Origin of the sequence: Clostridium sp. LIBA-8841, from assembly GCF_034439435.1 — a bacterium.
Classification (GTDB): domain Bacteria; phylum Bacillota; class Clostridia; order Clostridiales; family Clostridiaceae; genus Sarcina.
On sequence record NZ_JAPCKJ010000003.1, the window covers coordinates 508,027 to 525,498 of the forward strand.

17 protein-coding genes are annotated in these 17,472 nt (G+C 28.3%); 6 read left to right on the forward strand and 11 right to left on the reverse strand.

Annotation, left to right across the window (positions count from 1 at the left end; translation table 11 throughout):
* Positions 1–74 precede the first annotated feature (74 nt).
* The 3 genes from OIF33_RS10830 to OIF33_RS10840 all read right to left on the reverse strand — a co-directional run bounded on the left by OIF33_RS10830 (position 75) and on the right by OIF33_RS10840 (position 3,854).
* Positions 75–1,208 (reverse strand): helix-turn-helix domain-containing protein, encoded by a 1,134-nt coding sequence (locus tag OIF33_RS10830; RefSeq protein ID WP_322504261.1) that lies wholly within the window; start codon positions 1,206–1,208, stop codon positions 75–77.
* Between the two features lie 125 nt (positions 1,209–1,333).
* A complete protein-coding gene (locus OIF33_RS10835; protein ID WP_322504262.1) occupies positions 1,334–2,458 on the reverse strand; it encodes a Ger(x)C family spore germination protein in 1,125 nt (374 codons plus the stop codon).
* Complete coding sequence (locus tag OIF33_RS10840) at positions 2,433–3,854, reverse strand: spore germination protein (RefSeq protein ID WP_322504263.1); 1,422 nt, start codon at positions 3,852–3,854, stop codon at positions 2,433–2,435. The genes OIF33_RS10835 and OIF33_RS10840 overlap by 26 nt, the downstream gene beginning before the upstream one ends.
* A 96-nt stretch (positions 3,855–3,950) precedes the next feature.
* Here OIF33_RS10840 and OIF33_RS10845 point away from each other — a divergent pair, with 96 nt between their 5' ends.
* The 6 genes from OIF33_RS10845 (at position 3,951) to OIF33_RS10870 (ending at position 9,602) form a co-directional block, all read left to right on the forward strand.
* Positions 3,951–5,039 carry a GerAB/ArcD/ProY family transporter gene (locus tag OIF33_RS10845; RefSeq protein WP_322504264.1) on the forward strand — a complete coding sequence of 363 codons (1,089 nt, stop codon included), beginning with the start codon at positions 3,951–3,953 and terminating at the stop codon, positions 5,037–5,039.
* A 147-nt stretch (positions 5,040–5,186) separates the two neighbouring features.
* The gene (locus OIF33_RS10850) at positions 5,187–5,342 is read left to right on the forward strand and encodes a zinc-ribbon domain-containing protein (RefSeq protein ID WP_300348435.1); all 156 of its coding nucleotides are present in this window, start codon (positions 5,187–5,189) and stop codon (positions 5,340–5,342) included.
* Between the two features lie 415 nt (positions 5,343–5,757).
* Positions 5,758–7,416 (forward strand): glutamine--tRNA ligase/YqeY domain fusion protein, encoded by a 1,659-nt coding sequence (locus OIF33_RS10855; RefSeq protein WP_322504265.1) that lies wholly within the window; start codon positions 5,758–5,760, stop codon positions 7,414–7,416.
* Positions 7,417–7,585: 169 nt separating this feature from the next.
* The gene (locus OIF33_RS10860) at positions 7,586–8,050 is read left to right on the forward strand and encodes a DUF3284 domain-containing protein (protein WP_322504266.1); all 465 of its coding nucleotides are present in this window, start codon (positions 7,586–7,588) and stop codon (positions 8,048–8,050) included.
* 471 nt (positions 8,051–8,521) lie between these two features.
* Positions 8,522–8,938 (forward strand): flavodoxin, encoded by a 417-nt coding sequence (locus OIF33_RS10865; protein ID WP_322504267.1) that lies wholly within the window; start codon positions 8,522–8,524, stop codon positions 8,936–8,938.
* 40 nt (positions 8,939–8,978) lie between these two features.
* Positions 8,979–9,602: a DUF3793 family protein gene (locus OIF33_RS10870; RefSeq protein ID WP_322504268.1), complete on the forward strand. Its 624-nt coding sequence runs from the start codon at positions 8,979–8,981 to the stop codon at positions 9,600–9,602.
* A gap of 178 nt (positions 9,603–9,780) precedes the next feature.
* Here the strand turns inward: OIF33_RS10870 and OIF33_RS10875 are convergent, their stop codons facing one another.
* From OIF33_RS10875 to OIF33_RS10910, 8 genes are all read right to left on the reverse strand, one after another.
* On the reverse strand, positions 9,781–10,473 hold the full coding sequence (locus OIF33_RS10875) for a response regulator transcription factor (RefSeq protein ID WP_322504269.1): 693 nt from the start codon (positions 10,471–10,473) through the stop codon (positions 9,781–9,783).
* 101 nt (positions 10,474–10,574) lie between these two features.
* Positions 10,575–11,228 carry a phosphate signaling complex protein PhoU gene (gene phoU / locus OIF33_RS10880; RefSeq protein WP_322504270.1) on the reverse strand — a complete coding sequence of 218 codons (654 nt, stop codon included), beginning with the start codon at positions 11,226–11,228 and terminating at the stop codon, positions 10,575–10,577.
* Between the two features lie 24 nt (positions 11,229–11,252).
* Positions 11,253–12,014: a phosphate ABC transporter ATP-binding protein PstB gene (gene pstB / locus OIF33_RS10885; RefSeq protein WP_322504271.1), complete on the reverse strand. Its 762-nt coding sequence runs from the start codon at positions 12,012–12,014 to the stop codon at positions 11,253–11,255.
* A gap of 17 nt (positions 12,015–12,031) precedes the next feature.
* Positions 12,032–12,853: a phosphate ABC transporter permease PstA gene (gene pstA, locus OIF33_RS10890; RefSeq protein ID WP_322504272.1), complete on the reverse strand. Its 822-nt coding sequence runs from the start codon at positions 12,851–12,853 to the stop codon at positions 12,032–12,034.
* 2 nt (positions 12,854–12,855) lie between these two features.
* Positions 12,856–13,743, reverse strand: a complete 888-nt coding sequence (pstC, locus tag OIF33_RS10895; RefSeq protein WP_322504273.1) for a phosphate ABC transporter permease subunit PstC — start codon at positions 13,741–13,743, stop codon at positions 12,856–12,858.
* A gap of 78 nt (positions 13,744–13,821) precedes the next feature.
* Positions 13,822–14,640, reverse strand: a complete 819-nt coding sequence (locus OIF33_RS10900; protein ID WP_322504274.1) for a phosphate ABC transporter substrate-binding protein — start codon at positions 14,638–14,640, stop codon at positions 13,822–13,824.
* 222 nt (positions 14,641–14,862) lie between these two features.
* Positions 14,863–15,696, reverse strand: a complete 834-nt coding sequence (locus OIF33_RS10905) for a phosphate ABC transporter substrate-binding protein (protein WP_322504275.1) — start codon at positions 15,694–15,696, stop codon at positions 14,863–14,865.
* Between the two features lie 284 nt (positions 15,697–15,980).
* On the reverse strand, positions 15,981–17,093 hold the full coding sequence (locus tag OIF33_RS10910; RefSeq protein ID WP_322504276.1) for an anaerobic sulfatase maturase: 1,113 nt from the start codon (positions 17,091–17,093) through the stop codon (positions 15,981–15,983).
* Positions 17,094–17,472: the final 379 nt, after the last annotated feature.

Below are 17,472 nucleotides of genomic sequence, written 5' to 3' on the forward strand. Positions count from 1 at the left end.
TACCACCCCTTAATAATAATTTTAATCAGGTAAAAACTTCCTTTATATATAATATTCAGAACTTTTTAAAATTATTAACCTATTGTGCTATATTTATTAAATATAAATTTAGTTATATTTTCCTCATTAATCTCTATAACTCTTACATTGTTAGTAAAGCTTTCTTTTATTTCTTTTCCTCCTAAGTTATAATTCATTTCTCCATCTCTACTATCTAAACTTATTATTTTTTCATATATCCACATATTCCTTTTTACATATCCTAAACGCCCATCTTTATATCTTTTTACAATTTCACCTGGGCAGTATATAGTTAAGTCCTTATTTCCTAGTACAATTTCAATTATTTTATTATATTGAGAATAATCTCTATAAATCATAATATTTCTTATAGTGTCAACTATTAAAGCTACGGGATATTCATTAGGTACTATCTCTCTTATTTTTTTCTCAGCATTCTTCATCATATCTAAAATATTTCCTCTTATTATAAAGGTTTGTCCATTACCTAATAAACTTCTTATCTTTATCATATTATGTGGCACATATAGATTATTTACATCAGAGAATACTAATAACCCTCCTAATGTACACATTGATTTTCCAGAAATACTATTTTTATAAATTATATTGCTACTACTTAATAAAAATTCTCTATTTTCCTTTGAAACCTTAATGCCCTTTAAGTGAAAATATCTATTTACAAGTTCTTCATTTAAAAATTCTATGTTGCTATTAACAATTGGGCAGGTCTCTAAATTAAAGCTTATTCCCTTTTGAAACTCAGAAAGAAGCTCCTGTTTCCTCATAATATCAGTGGTTGATCCCCTTCTTATATAAAAAGCTCCATTTTCTCTAATTTGATATGGCTTTTGATAACTATTAAAGATTACTATTACTAATAATCTCTTACCATCTAAAAAGCATTCCTCTAAACTAACAGGTACTGGTGGCTCAATTCTTGATGCTACTACTTGTTGAACTCTTTCCTCTGAAAGATAATCAGCCTCAACTCCAACAATCCTTTTTGTCTTATCTTCAACCCCAATTATTATATAGCCTCTTCCCCCTCTAGAATTTGCTATAGCGCATATATCCTTAGCCAATTCCTTTTTTGCACTTTCTGTGAAAAGCTCTATTTTTAGCTTAAAGTCTAACTTTTCATATTCATTTTTCTTTATCAAATTTCTTAACTTATTTTTATCCATAACAACCCTCTTCTTAATAAGCTCTGTTTACGACCTAATACTTTAAATAAAATATAGCACAAATTTAAAACCCATAGAACATTATATTCCATGGGTTCATTTTAATTCCTTATATTATAATTATTTTAGAGTGTATTTCCTGTAATTGTTGTTCCATCAATTTCAACATTAACATTAACCTCTAAATTAGTTATAGTTATAGGGTCTTTTAATAAAACTTCATCAGGGTATTTTCTATAGAATAAGTTTCCAACATTAACAATATCTATTCCACTTTCTTTAAAATTACCAAACAGGATTTCTAAATATTGCTTTATTGTAGCTCCTTCTTCTAACTCTAAGATATTTATTACCTTCTCATTAACAATAAGTCTTGATTGTGATTCACCAATTGAACATTTAATTTTTATATCTTTATGTAGAACTATATTTTCTCCATCATAACTTAAGGATGTTTTAGTACGAGCATTAGATATATTTAATGTTACAAATGTATTTGGATCTTGTGGATTCATAACTTCTAAAGTTCCATCTTTTAATTCTCCTATTAAAATATTATAGCTCATTCCTTCTTCAGCAGTTATTCGTCTTACTAAAACTTCATTTTTTAGTAAAGCACCTCCACTTAATTCTAATTTTTTCTCATTCATATCATCTCTTATACTTAAGGCACCTAAAACCATTAAATTTCCATAATTGGTTCTAGTTTCTAAATAATCATTAGCATCAATAGCTATAACTCTAGAACTCCTGTTAGATTTTTGAACTAACTCATCAATAAAAACTCCTAAATATTCTTCATCTACAGTAACATCATTTAAAAGTTCTTCAGGAGAACCAAATAAAACAAACATATATGGTCTAATCATAAATTCTTGATTCTTATTTATAATATCTATGTATTTTCTTATACCATTTTTTGCTGCTTTTTCTGTGAATATATATCCTTTACATTGAGTAAAATCCAACTTACTACTAGAATACATATTTATCTCTTTCATAGCTTCTAAAACTGTTTTTCCAGAACCCTTATACAGAACTCTTCTACCCTTATCTGAACTTTCGTTTGAACTTCTATAAGGTTTTACACAATCTAAATATATATATATATTTCCTACTTCACTTTCATCAAATATAATACTTGTTACAAAGGTAACCTTATTTATATCTTTATAATTATAGCAACCAATAAACATGACTGACATAATTATTATACTTAGTAAACTAGCTATAACTTTCTTTAGGTTCATTTTTACCATCCTTGCTAACTATATCTTTTGATATTTCATCTAATCTTCCTCTAGTAATGATATCCTTAAACTTATAACTATTTAAGGTTCCTAGTGGGAATAAGTATGGATACTTGGAACTTCTTAGGTTTGCCAAATGAGATATTAGTACAACACTTATTAAGACAATACCCGGAACTCCAAAAAGTGCGGCTAAAACTACTATTCCTATACTCCATACAGAAACCGGACCATAAAGCTTTGGAATTAAGAAATAACAAACTGCGGCTAATGCCACAACTACAATTGTTACTCTTGAAGCAATACCTGCTCCTACAGCAGCATCTCCTAAAATCAATCCTGAAACTAAACTCATGGAAGTTCCTATAGGTTGAGGTAACCTTAATCCTGCTTCTTTTATTATTTGAAATAATAACATCATTATTATAACCTCTGCCACTATAGGAAACGGAACTCCTGCCCTAGCAACAGCTAACCTAAAAATAAATAAACTAGGTAATACAGAAAAATGATGCGTAACTAATGCAACATAAATTCCTGGTAAAAACATAGCAATAAAAAAGGCAATCCATCTTAAAATTCTAGTAAAACTAGTAAAATACCTATTTAAATAATAATCATCTGGTGTTTGAAAGTTCTCTATAAAAAAGAATGGTACTGTAAGAACGAAAGGTGTACCATCAACTATTATTGCAATTCTTCCTTCTAGCAACTTAGCCGCAACCTCATCTGCTTTTTCTGTATATCCAACTGTATCAAATAAAGTCCTATCCTCTCTAAGCTTAGCTTCAATATAATTTGTATCCAATATAAAATTATAATCTAGGTTTTTTATCTTTTCTCTTATTTCATCAACCAACTCTTTTGGAGCCTTATTTTTTATATAAGATATGCATACTACTGTTTGAGTATCTTTTCCTACATATAATGGTTCAAATTTCAAATTATGATTTTTTATTCTTCTTCTTAATAAAGTAACATTATCAACAAAGGCCTCATTGAATCCTTCTCTTGGTCCTTTTATTACTGCCTCTGTTATTGGAATTCCAACACTTCTTCTCGTATATCCCTTTGTTTCACAATATATTACCTTATCGTAATTTTTAAATATTATTACTACATCTCCAGATAAGACATGTAGTAATGTATCATTTTTATCCTTAGACCAGTTTGTTATGTTTATATCTATAACCTTAGTCATAACATCATACTCATTATTTATGCCATCTTTTACTAAGGTTAATGGCTTTACTATGTACTCACTAATAAATTGAGTAGAACATAAAACATCCATAAAAACAATTGTGGCTGGTCCTAAAGCAGTATCCACCTCCCTATATTTAACATCAAAGCTGTCTTTTAATTTTTCCTTTAGAAATTCTAATTCTTTTTGCATTTTATTTATCACCCAAAAATATTATCCGCTAGTATTATGTTTAATATTCATTATTTTGAGAATACTAAACTTTGAAATTATAAAAGAAATGAGGTGATGTCTTTGGGAAAGCTAACTGCAAGGCATTTTATATTTTTTATTGTTGCCGCAATAAGTACATCTTTAGTGAACTATACATCATTATTTATAAAAATAGGGGGAAGAGATTCTTGGATTTTCACTATAGTATCTGGAGTTGTTTTCTTCTTTGTAGCTTTCTATATTTTTAATATAATATCTAAAATAAACTACTATGATTTTAAGGAGACTTGCTACATTGTTCTTGGCAAAACCTTTGGCAACATTTATATATTAATATTTTCTTTAACTTTAATATTGGTATGTATAGAATCAGCTTCTGTTAGTTCTACTTCTATAAACGTTAATATTTTTCTTGAAACACCAACATGGTATTGTTTATTTTTCTTTATAATTACCGTGTTTCTAATAGGGAAAAACAGATTTAATAGCATACTTATAATATGTATAGTCTCAATAAGTATTGTAATAGCAATAAATTTAATGTTAGCATTGCTAAACATTCAATATATAGACTACACATTACTTCTTCCTATATTTAAAGATAGAAGAATTTCAGAATATACGCTTTGTGCCTTAAGCCAACTAGGCTCTTTATCAAGTTTGGCTATAGTACTCCCTATCATTCCAAGAATAGACGATAAGGAGAATCTAAAAAAAGTCTCAATGAACACAATATTTTTAACATGTGTTGCTTGTGCTTTATTTGTTACAATGCTTATAGCAACATTTGGTTCTTTGAGAGCATCAAACATATTCTATCCTCAGTTCGTTCAAGCTCAAAGAATTTATTTTGGAGGTTTCGTAGAGAATGGTAATGTTTTTGTTATGATTTCTTCTATATTATCCTGGGTTGTTAAATATCTAATAACCATATTTTCTTTATATACAATTTGGAAAGATAGAGTAAAATATAAGCGTAATTTTATAGCACTAATTTCTTTAATAGTATATGGATTTTCTTTCTTTATGTCTAAGAATATATACATTCTATTTATACTGTTAAAGTACTACCAATACATACTTTTAGGGGTGTTCTTTATATGCCCAATTATCATATATACAATAGCTAATTTTAAGCGCCAGAAATTTAAGTATTTGGAATAAAAAAGTATTGTATTCTTTTTTCTATATGATATAATTTATATATAAAATAAAATTTAGTAGATATGTACTTTATTTCTGTCCTGTAAAATTTAGTTTTATAGTATAGATTTTAAACGTACCTAGTAAATTTTACAGGAGGTAAAAGAAATGGAAGATAAGAATTTAGTTTGTAAAGACTGTGGAAAGGATTTCGTATTCACTGTAGGAGAGCAAGAGTTCTTCAAAGAAAAAGGATTCGAAAACGATCCAGTTAGATGCCCAGCTTGCAGAAAAGCAAGAAAAGCTCAAAAAATGAATAGATAATTGATAATTAACGCAAGTTTATTCATAAATTAAAAAGTTCTGCATTCTGCAGAACTTTTTTCATTTCTAGTTCATAAAATTAATCTTATTTGGAAATATTATATAAAGCAATCTAACTTATGATTTATATACCTACTTTAATATAATTGTTTTTCTACTTTTTTGTTAAAGTACACATTCATAATTAGATTTAATAAGCTTAAAAAACTTCTTGTTAAATTCCGTTTAATTTAGCATTAAAAATTCCATAGGATACATATTATTACTTTATTTTTTAAATATTTAAAGTTTCAATTTAATTATATATATTTTATTTTAAACTATATACTCAAATTTTTAATATATTATAGATAGATTTAGCTTTTTATGGTATATTTATGAGTATATAAAAATGAGAGAAAAGGGATGATAAACAATGTCAAATGCTGAACACTCATCAAATTTTATAAGAAACATAATAATAGATGATTTAGATAGCAAAAAACATGATACAATAATAACTCGTTTTCCACCTGAGCCTAATGGATATCTACATATAGGTCATGCAAAGTCTATAGTTTTAAACTTTGAATTAGGAAAAGAGTTCAATGGAAGAACTAACCTAAGATTTGACGATACTAATCCTACTAAAGAGGATACTGAATACGTTGAATCAATAAAAGAAGATGTTAACTGGTTAGGCTATAACTGGAGTGAACTACATTTCGCATCAAACTACTTTGATGAAATGTACAAAAGAGCTATACTTTTAATCAAAAAAGGTAAAGCTTACGTTTGTGATTTAACTCCAGAAGAAATTAAAGAATATAGAGGTACACTTACTGAGCCTGGTAAGGAAAGTCCATATAGAAATAGATCTGTTGAAGAAAACTTAGATTTATTCGAAAGAATGAGAAAAGGCGAATTTGAAGATGGTTCTAAAGTTTTAAGAGCTAAAATAGATATGAGTTCACCTAATATAAACTTCAGAGATCCTATAATCTATAGAATAGCTCATGCTAGCCACCATAACACTGGTGATAAGTGGTGCATCTACCCTATGTATGATTTTGCTCATCCATTAGAGGATGCTATAGAAGGAATAACTCACTCTATTTGTACTTTAGAGTTTGCTGATCACAGACCACTATATGATTGGTTCGTTGAAGAATGTGAAATGGAAAGTGTTCCAAGACAAATTGAGTTTGCAAGACTTAACATCACAAATACTGTTATGAGTAAAAGAAAATTAAAGCAATTAGTTGATGAAGGTATAGTTGATGGATGGGATGACCCAAGAATGCCTACTGTTGCTGGACTTAGAAGAAGAGGTTATACTCCTAAGTCAATAAGAAACTTCTGTAAAGCTATAGGTGTTGCTAAAGCAGATTCTACAGTTGATTCTCAAATGCTTGAGCATTTCATAAGAGAAGATCTTCAAGAAACTGCTCCAAGAGCTATGGCTGTTATAAACCCACTTAAATTAGTTATAACAAACTATCCTGAAGGAGAATCAGAGGTTCTTGAAATAGAAAACAATCCTAAAGATGAATCTGCAGGAAAAAGAGCTGTTACATTCTCAAGAGAACTTTATATTGAAAGAGAAGATTTCATGGAAAATCCTCCAAAGAAATATTTCAGATTATTCCCAGGAAACGAAGTAAGATTAAAAGGTGCTTATTTTGTAAAATGTAACGAAGTTATAAAAGACGAAAATGGAGAAGTTACAGAAATCCACTGTACTTATGATCCAGAAACTAAGAGTGGAACTGGATTCACTGGAAGAAAAGTTAAAGGAACAATCCACTGGGTTGATGCTAATAACTGTATCCCGGCTGAATTTAGATTATATGAACCATTAATCTTAGATGATTGTGAAGAAAATGAAGGAAAGCACTTCCTTGAGCAAATAAATCCTAATTCATTAACTGTATGTAATGGATTCATTGAGCCAAGTGCTAAAGTTGCTAAACCTCAAGATAAATATCAATTATTTAGACATGGTTACTTCAATGTTGACCCTAACTTTACAAGTGATGATAATTTAGTATTTAATAGAATAGTTTCATTAAAGAGTTCATTTAAATTAAAATAATAAAAAGACCACATTTGTGGTCTTTTTTATTACTTATTAATTATATATAAAATAATTCAATAGAAATTTATATTACTTTCTCTTAAAATTATTTTATAATTATATATATACTTATTCAAAATTTTAAAACATAAATATGTAACATAAGATATAAATTTAGGAGGTAACTATGCTTGAATTCGTAAATAAAACTGTAATTAATTACCCTGTTGAAGAGGTATTTGCAATATTCATAAAAACTGCTAAAAGAGATTTTCCAAAACTTGATATAAAAAACCCAATAGGAACATCAACCAAAAGAGAGATTGGTAATTATTCTAAGAAAAAAGCTGAGGCTACAATAACAATAACTGACTTTAAGGAAAATGAAGTCTATTCTATTAAAACAGTAACAGATACTAGTGAATACTCTTCTACTTATATATTTGAAAAAATAGATGATTCTAGTTGTAGACTTACATTAAAAGAAGAACAAACGGTGTCAGGAATATTTGGTATGCTAAATAATGTTATGCATAAATTTTTATATAAAAAAAGTATTAGAACAAGATTTCAATACTTTGTTCAAGGATTAAATGAGGAACTTAAAAGAAGAAAAGAAAATATTGAACGTAGTACAAAAAAAACTGATTAATTATTATTAACTGAGTTAAAGTATTATCTTTGCTCAGTTATTTTAATCTTTAGTTATATTTTACATGAATATGGATTCTTACCTATATTTTCAGATTCAACTTAATTTCAACTGAAAATCTCTACTTTTAATTTGGCATATCGAACTTATATAATGTAACATAATTAGATTGTATTTTTATAAAAATAAGCAAAAACTTCTTAACTCTATTTATTACTCTTACTTATATAAAATTTAATTTAATTCAGAGAGAATTTACACAAACTCTGAATTTTAGTGGAGTTTCTCTAATTCTTAATACACTACAATTCTACTCTTTAAGTAATTCAATTATTAAATAAAAAAGTTTATTGAAAATTATTATCATTTATTATTGACATCTTTATATTCTTATTGTATTATAATGACATAAACTAATTGAAATTGATTTTCATTAACAATTAAAAAGATTTAATTTATGAGGTGATATATATGAAAAAATTAAACATTATTTATTGGTCAGGAACAGGAAATACAGAAACTATGGCTAATCTTATAGCAGAAGGAGCTAAAGAAAATGGTTTAGATGTAAAACTTCTAAATGTTTCAGATGCTTCTACAAAGGATGTTGAAGAATGTGATGTATTAGCTTTAGGATCACCAGCTATGGGATGTGAAGTAATAGAAGAAGGAGAAATGGATCCATTTGTTGAAGAAATTTCAGGACTTGTATCTGGAAAGCCTACTCTTTTATTCGGTTCATATGACTGGGGAACTGGTGAATGGATGGATAATTGGAAAGATAGAATGGAAGATTACGGCGCAAGTATAATTAATACAATAATCGTTAATAATAATCCTGAAGGGCAAGATATAGATAAATGTAAAGATGCTGGTAAGGCACTTTAATTAAATTAGACTTATTTAAAAGAAAGGTGGAAGTAAGTAAATGAATACTAAATTTATTAATCTCTTAGAAACTCTTAACAACGAAAAATACATGAGATCTTTTATATCATATTTAATTTCTCCTGTAATAACAGGGATTAAACCTTCTTCCACCATTACTCTTTCAAAACAAGGTCATAATTTATTTAAACTTTGGAACATGTATGGTGAAGATTTCTTAAATGATCTTCAACTAAAATATGTTTTGCTTAGAGAAACTAACAATGCAAAAGTTATTCTTATCTATGATGAGATAAACTTAATGAATACAATATATAGAACGTCTTCAATGGATTTTCTAGAAAAACTCGGCTATAATTTAGAAATGAGTTTAGATGATATTTTAAATCATTTAATTAATAGATACTCTACTTTTCATTGTCCACATGAATTAGGAATATTTTTAGGCATTCCTGTTGAAGATGTAAAATGTTTCATGGAATGCTCTGAAAGTAAATGCTTACTTTGTGGTTATTGGAAAGTATACGAAGAAGAAAAAAAAGCTCAAAGGATTTTTGAACTTTATGATAGTTCAAAAGAAATTGTAATGAATCATTTACTTGCAGGTAAAGATTTAAAAGAAGTTTATAACTTGATGAATAATGTATATAAATTTAACATTTAACTCTCATTGCTAAAAAACCACTCAGATTTCTGCCATTTTCTGAGTGGTTTTATTTTTAGTTTTAGCTCTATTTTAAAATAGTATCTATTTAAAATATCTCTTAAAATCTTTAGAGAATTTATTATATGTTGATTTGAAAATTTATCATAATAATCTTAAATAAATAATAAGTATATTATTAATTGCTTGTGAACTTATATCCTACACCTCTTATGGTTTGAATATACTGTGGGTTTTTGTCATCACTTTCAATCTTTTTACGTAAATGTCTAATATGAACATCAACAGTTCTTGTTTCTCCTATGTATTCATAACCCCATATTTTATCTAGTAAAAGCTCTCTTGTTAAGATATTACCTTTATTCTTTATAAGAAGCTTTAAAAGTTCAAACTCTTTTAGAGTTAATTCCACATTCTTTGATTCTTTTGTTACTTCCCTTGTTTGGAAGTTAACTACAATATCTCCAAATTTGGTTATATTCTCTTCCTTCTTAACATTACTTCTTCTAAGTAAAGCTTTTATTCTAGCCATAAGTTCTCTAATCGAAAATGGCTTTGTTATATAGTCATCTGCTCCAAGTTCTAAGCCTAAAACTTTATCAAACTCTTCACCTTTTGCTGTAATCATCATTACTGGAATGTCTGCAGTTTCTTCATTTCTTCTAATTTCTTTACAAACCTCTAATCCATCAATTTCTGGTAGCATTAAATCTAAAAGTATTAAATCAAATTTACTTTCTTTTATAATTTTTAGCGCTTCAGTTCCATTAACAGCTACTGCTGTATCATATCCTTCTTTTTTTAAGTTAAATTTTATAAGTTCTCTAATATGTTCCTCATCATCTACTATTAGGACTTTTTTGTTAGTCATACTCTGTCCCTCCTTTACCCAAAACACTACCCTATTTTATAGCTTATCACAATATTGAAAACAAAAAAAGATATACCATTACATGATATATCTTTAGATTATTATCCTAGTTCAGTCATATCACCTTTTATGGCGTAAACTATGTTCTCACAAACATTTGTTATGTGATCACCTATTCTCTCTAAATATCTAGCAACAAATATTAACTTAACCCCTTGGTTTATATTATTAGGATCCTTATGCATTGCTGATAATAAATTTACATATACATCGTTATATAAATCATCAACAATATTATCCTCTAATGCTGCATCATAAGCTAATTTTGTTTCATTGCTGTCTAAAGCATTCTTAGCATCTTTTAACATATTTAAACAAACTGATTTCATTTTAGGTATGCCGACCATACCTGTAATATGATCTTCACTATCTATTTTTATTGTTTCCATAGCTATGTTAACTGAATAGTCTCCTACTCTTTCAAGATCAGTAACTATAGTTGATAAAGCATATATATTTCTTAAATCCTTAGCCATTGGTTGTTTTAATGCCGTTAACTCTATAGATTTTTCAATTATTTTATTCCTTAAGTTATCTATTTCATCATCCATTTTTATAACTTCTCTAGCAAGAGCCAAGTCCTTATTAACTATTGAGTCTACTGATTTTTCTATTGCTATTTCACATAGTTCCATCATTTGTTTAGTTTCTGCCTTTAGCTCTTTTATGCTTACTCTTAAATCATCTATACTCATTTTTTCTAATCACCCCTTATATTTTTAGCCAAATCTTCCTGTTATATAGTCCTCAGTTCTTTTATCTCTTGGATTTGTGAATATTGTATTAGTATCACTAAATTCTACAAGCTCTCCATTTAAGAAAAATGCTGTTTTGTCTGATATACGAGCTGCCTGTTGCATGTTATGTGTTACTATTACTATAGTATATTTATCTTCAAGCTTTCTTATAAGCTCTTCTACTTTTAATGTTGAAATTGGGTCTAAAGCTGATGTTGGTTCATCCATAAGAATTATCTCCGGATTCATAGCTATTGCTCTAGCAATACATATTCTTTGTTGTTGTCCTCCTGAAAGACCTAATGCAGATGATTTAAGTCTGTTTTTAACTTCATCCCATATAGCTGCATCTCTTAAACTATCTTCAACAATTTTATCTAAAACTTTTTTATCTTTTATTCCATGTACTCTTGGTCCATAAGCAACATTATCATATATACTCATTGGGAAAAGATTAGGTTTTTGGAATACCATTCCTACTTTAGTACGAAGTGCTATAACATCATCATCTTTGTATATATCTTTTCCATCAACTTGTATTTCACCTTCGATTCTAACTATAGGAATTAAATCGTTCATTCTATTTAAAGTACGAAGAAAAGTTGATTTACCACATCCTGAAGGTCCTATTAATGCTGTAACTTCGTTTTCTTTTATATCTATATTAATTTTCTTTAAAGCATGATTGCTTGCGTAAAATAGATCTAAATCTCTTACTTGAATTTTTGTTTTTTTATCACTCATCTTAATACCACCTTAAATTAATAGTTTGCCTTATTGAACTTTTTAGCTATTAACTTAGCTGAAATATTTAAAGCTAATATTATTACTATAAGCACTATTCCAACCGCAGCTGCTGTTTCTATATCTCCTTTTTCCTTTGTTACAAGGTAAGCTTGAACTGTAAGTGTTCTTGCGCTTGAGAAAATTCCCTTTGGCATTTGTGCAACAGTTCCAGCAGTAAGTAATATGGCTGCTGACTCTCCAATTATACGTCCAATTGATAATATTACTCCTGAAAGTATTCCAGGCATTGCACTTGGTAATATTACTTTATATAAAGTTTGAAACTTTGTAGCTCCTAATCCTAAAGAAGCCTCTCTATATGATTCAGGCACAGTTTTTAATGCCTCTTCTGTTGTTCTAATTATTACAGGTAAAATTATTATTGATACTGTCAATGATCCTGCTAGAATTGAGTATCCCATTTTTAAAGCAACTACAAAGAATATACCTCCGAATAACCCATAAACGATTGAAGGAATTCCTGCTAAGCTCTCAGTTGCAAATCTTATAAACTTAACCATTTTCCCTTGCTTAGCGTACTCTTGTAAGTAAACCGCTGCTAAGACTCCTATTGGTGTAGCTACTGCTAATGAAAGTACAACTGTCCATAGTGTTGTTACTATCATTGGTAATATTCCACCACCGCTTGCTGAATAGTTACTTGTTAAAAATGATAAATTTATTTTTCCTATACCTTTTACGAATATAAATCCTAATATTATTACAAGGATTCCAATTGTAAAGGCTGCTGATAACCAAACTAATCCATTTAATATATTATCTTTAACTTTTCTCATATTTATTTACCACCCTTGTTGGAAAGTTTACTTAGCACTAAGTTTAGTATTAATATGAATGTAAATAATACTACTCCTGTTGCAAATAACATTTCTTGATGAGTTCCAAAAGCATATCCCATCTCTAAAGCTATGTTAGTTGTAAGTGGTCTTACACTATCCATTATAGAACCTGGAATAACCGGTGTATTACCTGCTACTAATATAACTGCCATTGTTTCTCCAATAGCCCTACCTATACCTAATACTACTCCTGTCATTATTCCTGATTTAGCAGCTGGTACAACAACTTTGAATATTGTTTCAGTTTTTGATGCACCTAAAGCCAATGATCCTTCTTTATATGCATTTGGTACGGCTCTTATGGCTGTCTCTGAAACTGTGATAACAGTTGGTAACATCATTATGGCTAATACTATTATTACAGCTAATAAACTTTGCCCTTTTGGTAAGTTAAATATATCTTGTATTGTAGGAACTATTACAGCCAATCCAAATACCCCATATAAAACAGATGGTATTCCAGCTAAAAGTTCTACTGCTCCAGACATAATCTTTGCTATTTTCTTGGGTGCTATCTCTGCTATGAATATTGCTGTTAATATTCCTATAGGTACTCCTATTATTAATGATCCTATTGTAGCACCTAAAGAAGCTACTATCATAGGTAATATTCCGTATTTATTTGCACTTGGTATCCATTGTGTCCCAAATATAAAGTCCCAAAAAGAATATCCTTCTATTATAAATGGTCTTAATCCTTTATAAAAAACAAATCCTATTATTAAAAGTAAGCTTATTACAGCTATTGAGGCACTTACTAAGAATATTTTTTCAGTTAAGCTCTCTATAAAGTACTTATTCTTATTATTTTGACTTTTAGCTTCCATATTTACCTCCACCTAAAAATGATCTTTCCATAATATCTTTCGCATTTTTTTCAAATTAATTCTTTTTAATTAATAAGCTTATCCTACACTTATTAATCCTTCCTCTTCTACTATTTCTTGTCCTTCTTTAGTCATCATAAAATCTATAAACTTCTTTGAATTTTCACTTAAATTATCTTCTTTATAAACTAATAAAAATGGCCTTGATAGCTTGTACGTTTTATTTTGTACATTTTCTGATGTAGGTTTTACTCCATCAACACTAACTGCATGAACTGAATCATCTACATAACTAAATGATATATATCCTATTGCATTCTTATTTCCTGCTACCATAGTCTTTATGCTTCCTGATCCATCTGATATTTGTGCTTGTGAACTTATCTCTTCTGAATTAAAACCAACTATTTCTTGGAAAGCATCTCTTGTTCCTGATCCATCTTCTCTTGAAACTAATACTATTGGAGTATCTTCTCCTCCGACTTCTTTCCAATTTGTTATTTTTCCTGTATAGATATCTTTTATTTGTTCCATAGTAAGATTTTGTACTGGATTCTCATTGTTAACTATTACTGACATTCCATCATAGGCAATAGGTTTTTCTTTTATTCCAGTCTCTAATTCTTTTTCTTTTAAATCTCTTGATGAAATTCCTATTTCTACAGTTCCATTTATAGCATCTTTAATTCCTGCTGATGAACCTAATTGATTAACCTCAACAGTCACCTCAGGCATTTCATTTTTAAATGCTTCAGCCTCAACCTCAATAACTGGCCCTACTGAACTGGACCCTGAAATTTTTACTATATTTGCTCTTGACCCTTCTCCACAGCCTGTCATTAAAAAACCCATTGATAAAATGCTAATTAATGCAACTATAATTCTTCTCCTATTCATTTTTTTATCCTCCGCTTATATCAATTTAATATACATTTAAAATCTAATCATTTATTTTTATTTAACTTTCTATTTTTATTTCGCTTACAAATTAATGATATTTCTCTTAAGTTAAGTTAATATTATTTCTATGTTAAATCTATGTAAAAAAAAAATAGAAAAAATCCTAACAATAACTTTAAGTTATCGTTAGGATAAATGTATATTAAATATATAAGCGAACTATTTAATTTTTATTAAGTGTTCTTTAGACACGATATCTTGCCCTTCTTCACTTAATATGAAATCTATAAAACTCTTACCTGATTCTGTTAAAGAATCTTCCTTGTAAACAACTAAGAACGGTCTTGAAACTTTGTAAGATTTGTTTATAACATTTTCTGGTATTGCATCTACCCCATCAACTTTTAATGCACTTACAGTATCATCTACATAACTAAATGATATGTATCCAATTGCATTCTCATTTCCTCCAACTAATGATTTTATGTTTCCTGAACCATCTGATATTTGAGAATTTACAGTTAGCTCTTCTGCCTTAAATCCTACTATCTCTTGGAAAGCATCTCTTGTTCCTGATCCATCTTCTCTTGAAACAACTACTATTGGTGCATCCTTCCCACCTACGTCTTTCCAATTTGTTATTTTGCCTGTATATATATCTTTTATTTGGGCTATAGTCAAATCCTTAACTGGATTATTTTTATTAGTTATTAATGCTATTCCATCATAAGCTATTTCTACTTCTTTAAGACCAGCTTGCTTTTCTTCTGGCTTAAGATCACGAGAAGCCATGCCTATTTGTGAAACTCCATCCATAGCATTTTTAATACCTGCTGATGAACCTATCTGATTTATTTCTATAGAAACATCAGGTTTTTTAGTTTTAAAAGCTTCAGCTTCAGCTTCCATAACTGGTCCTACAGAAGTTGAGCCTGATACGCTTACTACAACATTTGAAGATTTAGTTGCCCCACCTGAAGAAGTACATCCTATCATTGCTGTTGTACCTATAAATATAGTCCCTATAATTGCTATTAATCTCTTCTTAAACATATTCAATTTCCCTCCAAAATCTCAGTTAATATTGAGTACACTCTTATATTATCTTCTCAATGTTAAAAGGAAATTATGCTAAAGTTAAGTCCATGTTAATAAAAAAATAAAGGCTAAAATAGAATCCAAATCCATCTTAGCCTTTTATGTCTATAAACAATTAAAATAAAATTTATTAATATATTCAGACATTCTCTTCATACTATTCATAAGTTTTATATTTTAATTGCTAATACTATTTACTATTATATAAAAATTAAATATATAATTTTTCAAACTCTATATTACTTTATCGTATTAGCTACGTTAATTAGTCTAGGTAATGCATATTCAAAGAACTCTTTATAACTTTGACAGTAGTAGTTTAGATTTAGTTCAGAATCTTCTTTTGAATCTCTATATCTTCTACATCCGCCTTTGCAAAGAGTAAACCACTTGCATTTTTGACATTCTTCATCTACCTTGAATGATGATTTTATGAACTCATGATTCCTTTTTGTTTCAAATAGTTCTCTCATTGTCATTTCTTGTATGTTACCGAGTTTCCATTTATCTAAAACATAAAAATCACAAGGATAAACACTTCCATCACTTTCTACTACAAACTGACAAGTACATGCCCCATTCATCCCACAAGATGATGACTTTCTAAATATAATTGTTTCTAATAAGCTATCAAAATATCTGATACTAATCCTATGGCCTTTAATAAAATCATTATACCAATTATCAAATAACTCTTTTAAAAATTTAGTATAGTCTTGTATCTTAAGGGAATATTTATACTTTCCTTTTTCCTCATATAAAGGATCAAGACAATTTATAAATTGAATAAATCTAAAATCTTTTTCTTTAAAGTACTTATATACTTTGTTTGTATGCTTAGCAGTGTTAGAAGTAACAACACATAATATATTAAATTTAACTTTATACTTTTTAAATAGCTCTGCTGTCTTTTCTACTTTATTAAAAGTATCTAACCCTAAACAATCTTTTCTATTTAAATTATGTATTTCTTTTGGACCATCAATAGATAATCCCACAAGAAAATTGTTTTCGCTTAAAAATTTTGCCCACTTTTCATCTATTAAAGTTCCATTTGTTTGTAAACTATTATATATTTTTAACTTCTTATGATTATACTTTTTCTGAAACTCAATTAACTTTTCAAAAAATTCTAGTCCTGCTAAGGTAGGCTCTCCTCCTTGAAAAGCAAAACTACAATGCTCATCAGCTTCATTTAAAACTTTCTTGACCATATTTTCTAAAACTTCATCTCTCATAACTCCATAGCTTTTAACATTTCTATTGTCACTTAAAGAATGATAAAAACAATAAGTGCATTTTAAATTACATCCACTTGAAGCTGGCTTAATAAGCAAACTTAATGGTGGCATACCAATTCCCCCTTTTATTTTTACTAAATAATTTAAACAATCTATTAATCCTCAAAATGAATCTTATAAAAACTCCTTTGAATAAAGTTTATCATATATATAATCTAAGATATTTTAATAATTGGTTATAATTTCGTTCTAATATAACTCGTATATACTTAAACAAAAATAGCTTAATCTAAAATTTCTAATTATATTGAAAATTTCTATCTAGCTAAGTTATTAGAACTTAATTTATTACTTTTTATATCTAACTCCTATAATAAACTCTATAAAAAAATTCATCATATATAAAACTGATATTTGAATGAATTTGTCCTTAAGAAGTTTTTTTCTAAATGGAGCACCTTTTCACTTCGTTCAAATGTGTAAGTTCAAT

Coding starts and splice junctions, on each gene's coding strand:
- OIF33_RS10830 (WP_322504261.1), bottom strand. CDS start 1,208: ATGGATAAAAATAAGTTAAGAAATTTGATAAAGAAAAATGAATATGAA.
- OIF33_RS10835 (WP_322504262.1), bottom strand. CDS start 2,458: ATGAACCTAAAGAAAGTTATAGCTAGTTTACTAAGTATAATAATTATG.
- OIF33_RS10840 (WP_322504263.1), bottom strand. CDS start 3,854: ATGCAAAAAGAATTAGAATTTCTAAAGGAAAAATTAAAAGACAGCTTT.
- OIF33_RS10845 (WP_322504264.1), top strand. CDS start 3,951: ATGTCTTTGGGAAAGCTAACTGCAAGGCATTTTATATTTTTTATTGTT.
- OIF33_RS10850 (WP_300348435.1), top strand. CDS start 5,187: ATGGAAGATAAGAATTTAGTTTGTAAAGACTGTGGAAAGGATTTCGTA.
- OIF33_RS10855 (WP_322504265.1), top strand. CDS start 5,758: ATGTCAAATGCTGAACACTCATCAAATTTTATAAGAAACATAATAATA.
- OIF33_RS10860 (WP_322504266.1), top strand. CDS start 7,586: ATGCTTGAATTCGTAAATAAAACTGTAATTAATTACCCTGTTGAAGAG.
- OIF33_RS10865 (WP_322504267.1), top strand. CDS start 8,522: ATGAAAAAATTAAACATTATTTATTGGTCAGGAACAGGAAATACAGAA.
- OIF33_RS10870 (WP_322504268.1), top strand. CDS start 8,979: ATGAATACTAAATTTATTAATCTCTTAGAAACTCTTAACAACGAAAAA.
- OIF33_RS10875 (WP_322504269.1), bottom strand. CDS start 10,473: ATGACTAACAAAAAAGTCCTAATAGTAGATGATGAGGAACATATTAGA.
- phoU (WP_322504270.1), bottom strand. CDS start 11,228: ATGAGTATAGATGATTTAAGAGTAAGCATAAAAGAGCTAAAGGCAGAA.
- pstB (WP_322504271.1), bottom strand. CDS start 12,014: ATGAGTGATAAAAAAACAAAAATTCAAGTAAGAGATTTAGATCTATTT.
- pstA (WP_322504272.1), bottom strand. CDS start 12,853: ATGAGAAAAGTTAAAGATAATATATTAAATGGATTAGTTTGGTTATCA.
- pstC (WP_322504273.1), bottom strand. CDS start 13,743: ATGGAAGCTAAAAGTCAAAATAATAAGAATAAGTACTTTATAGAGAGC.
- OIF33_RS10900 (WP_322504274.1), bottom strand. CDS start 14,640: ATGAATAGGAGAAGAATTATAGTTGCATTAATTAGCATTTTATCAATG.
- OIF33_RS10905 (WP_322504275.1), bottom strand. CDS start 15,696: ATGTTTAAGAAGAGATTAATAGCAATTATAGGGACTATATTTATAGGT.
- OIF33_RS10910 (WP_322504276.1), bottom strand. CDS start 17,093: ATGCCACCATTAAGTTTGCTTATTAAGCCAGCTTCAAGTGGATGTAAT.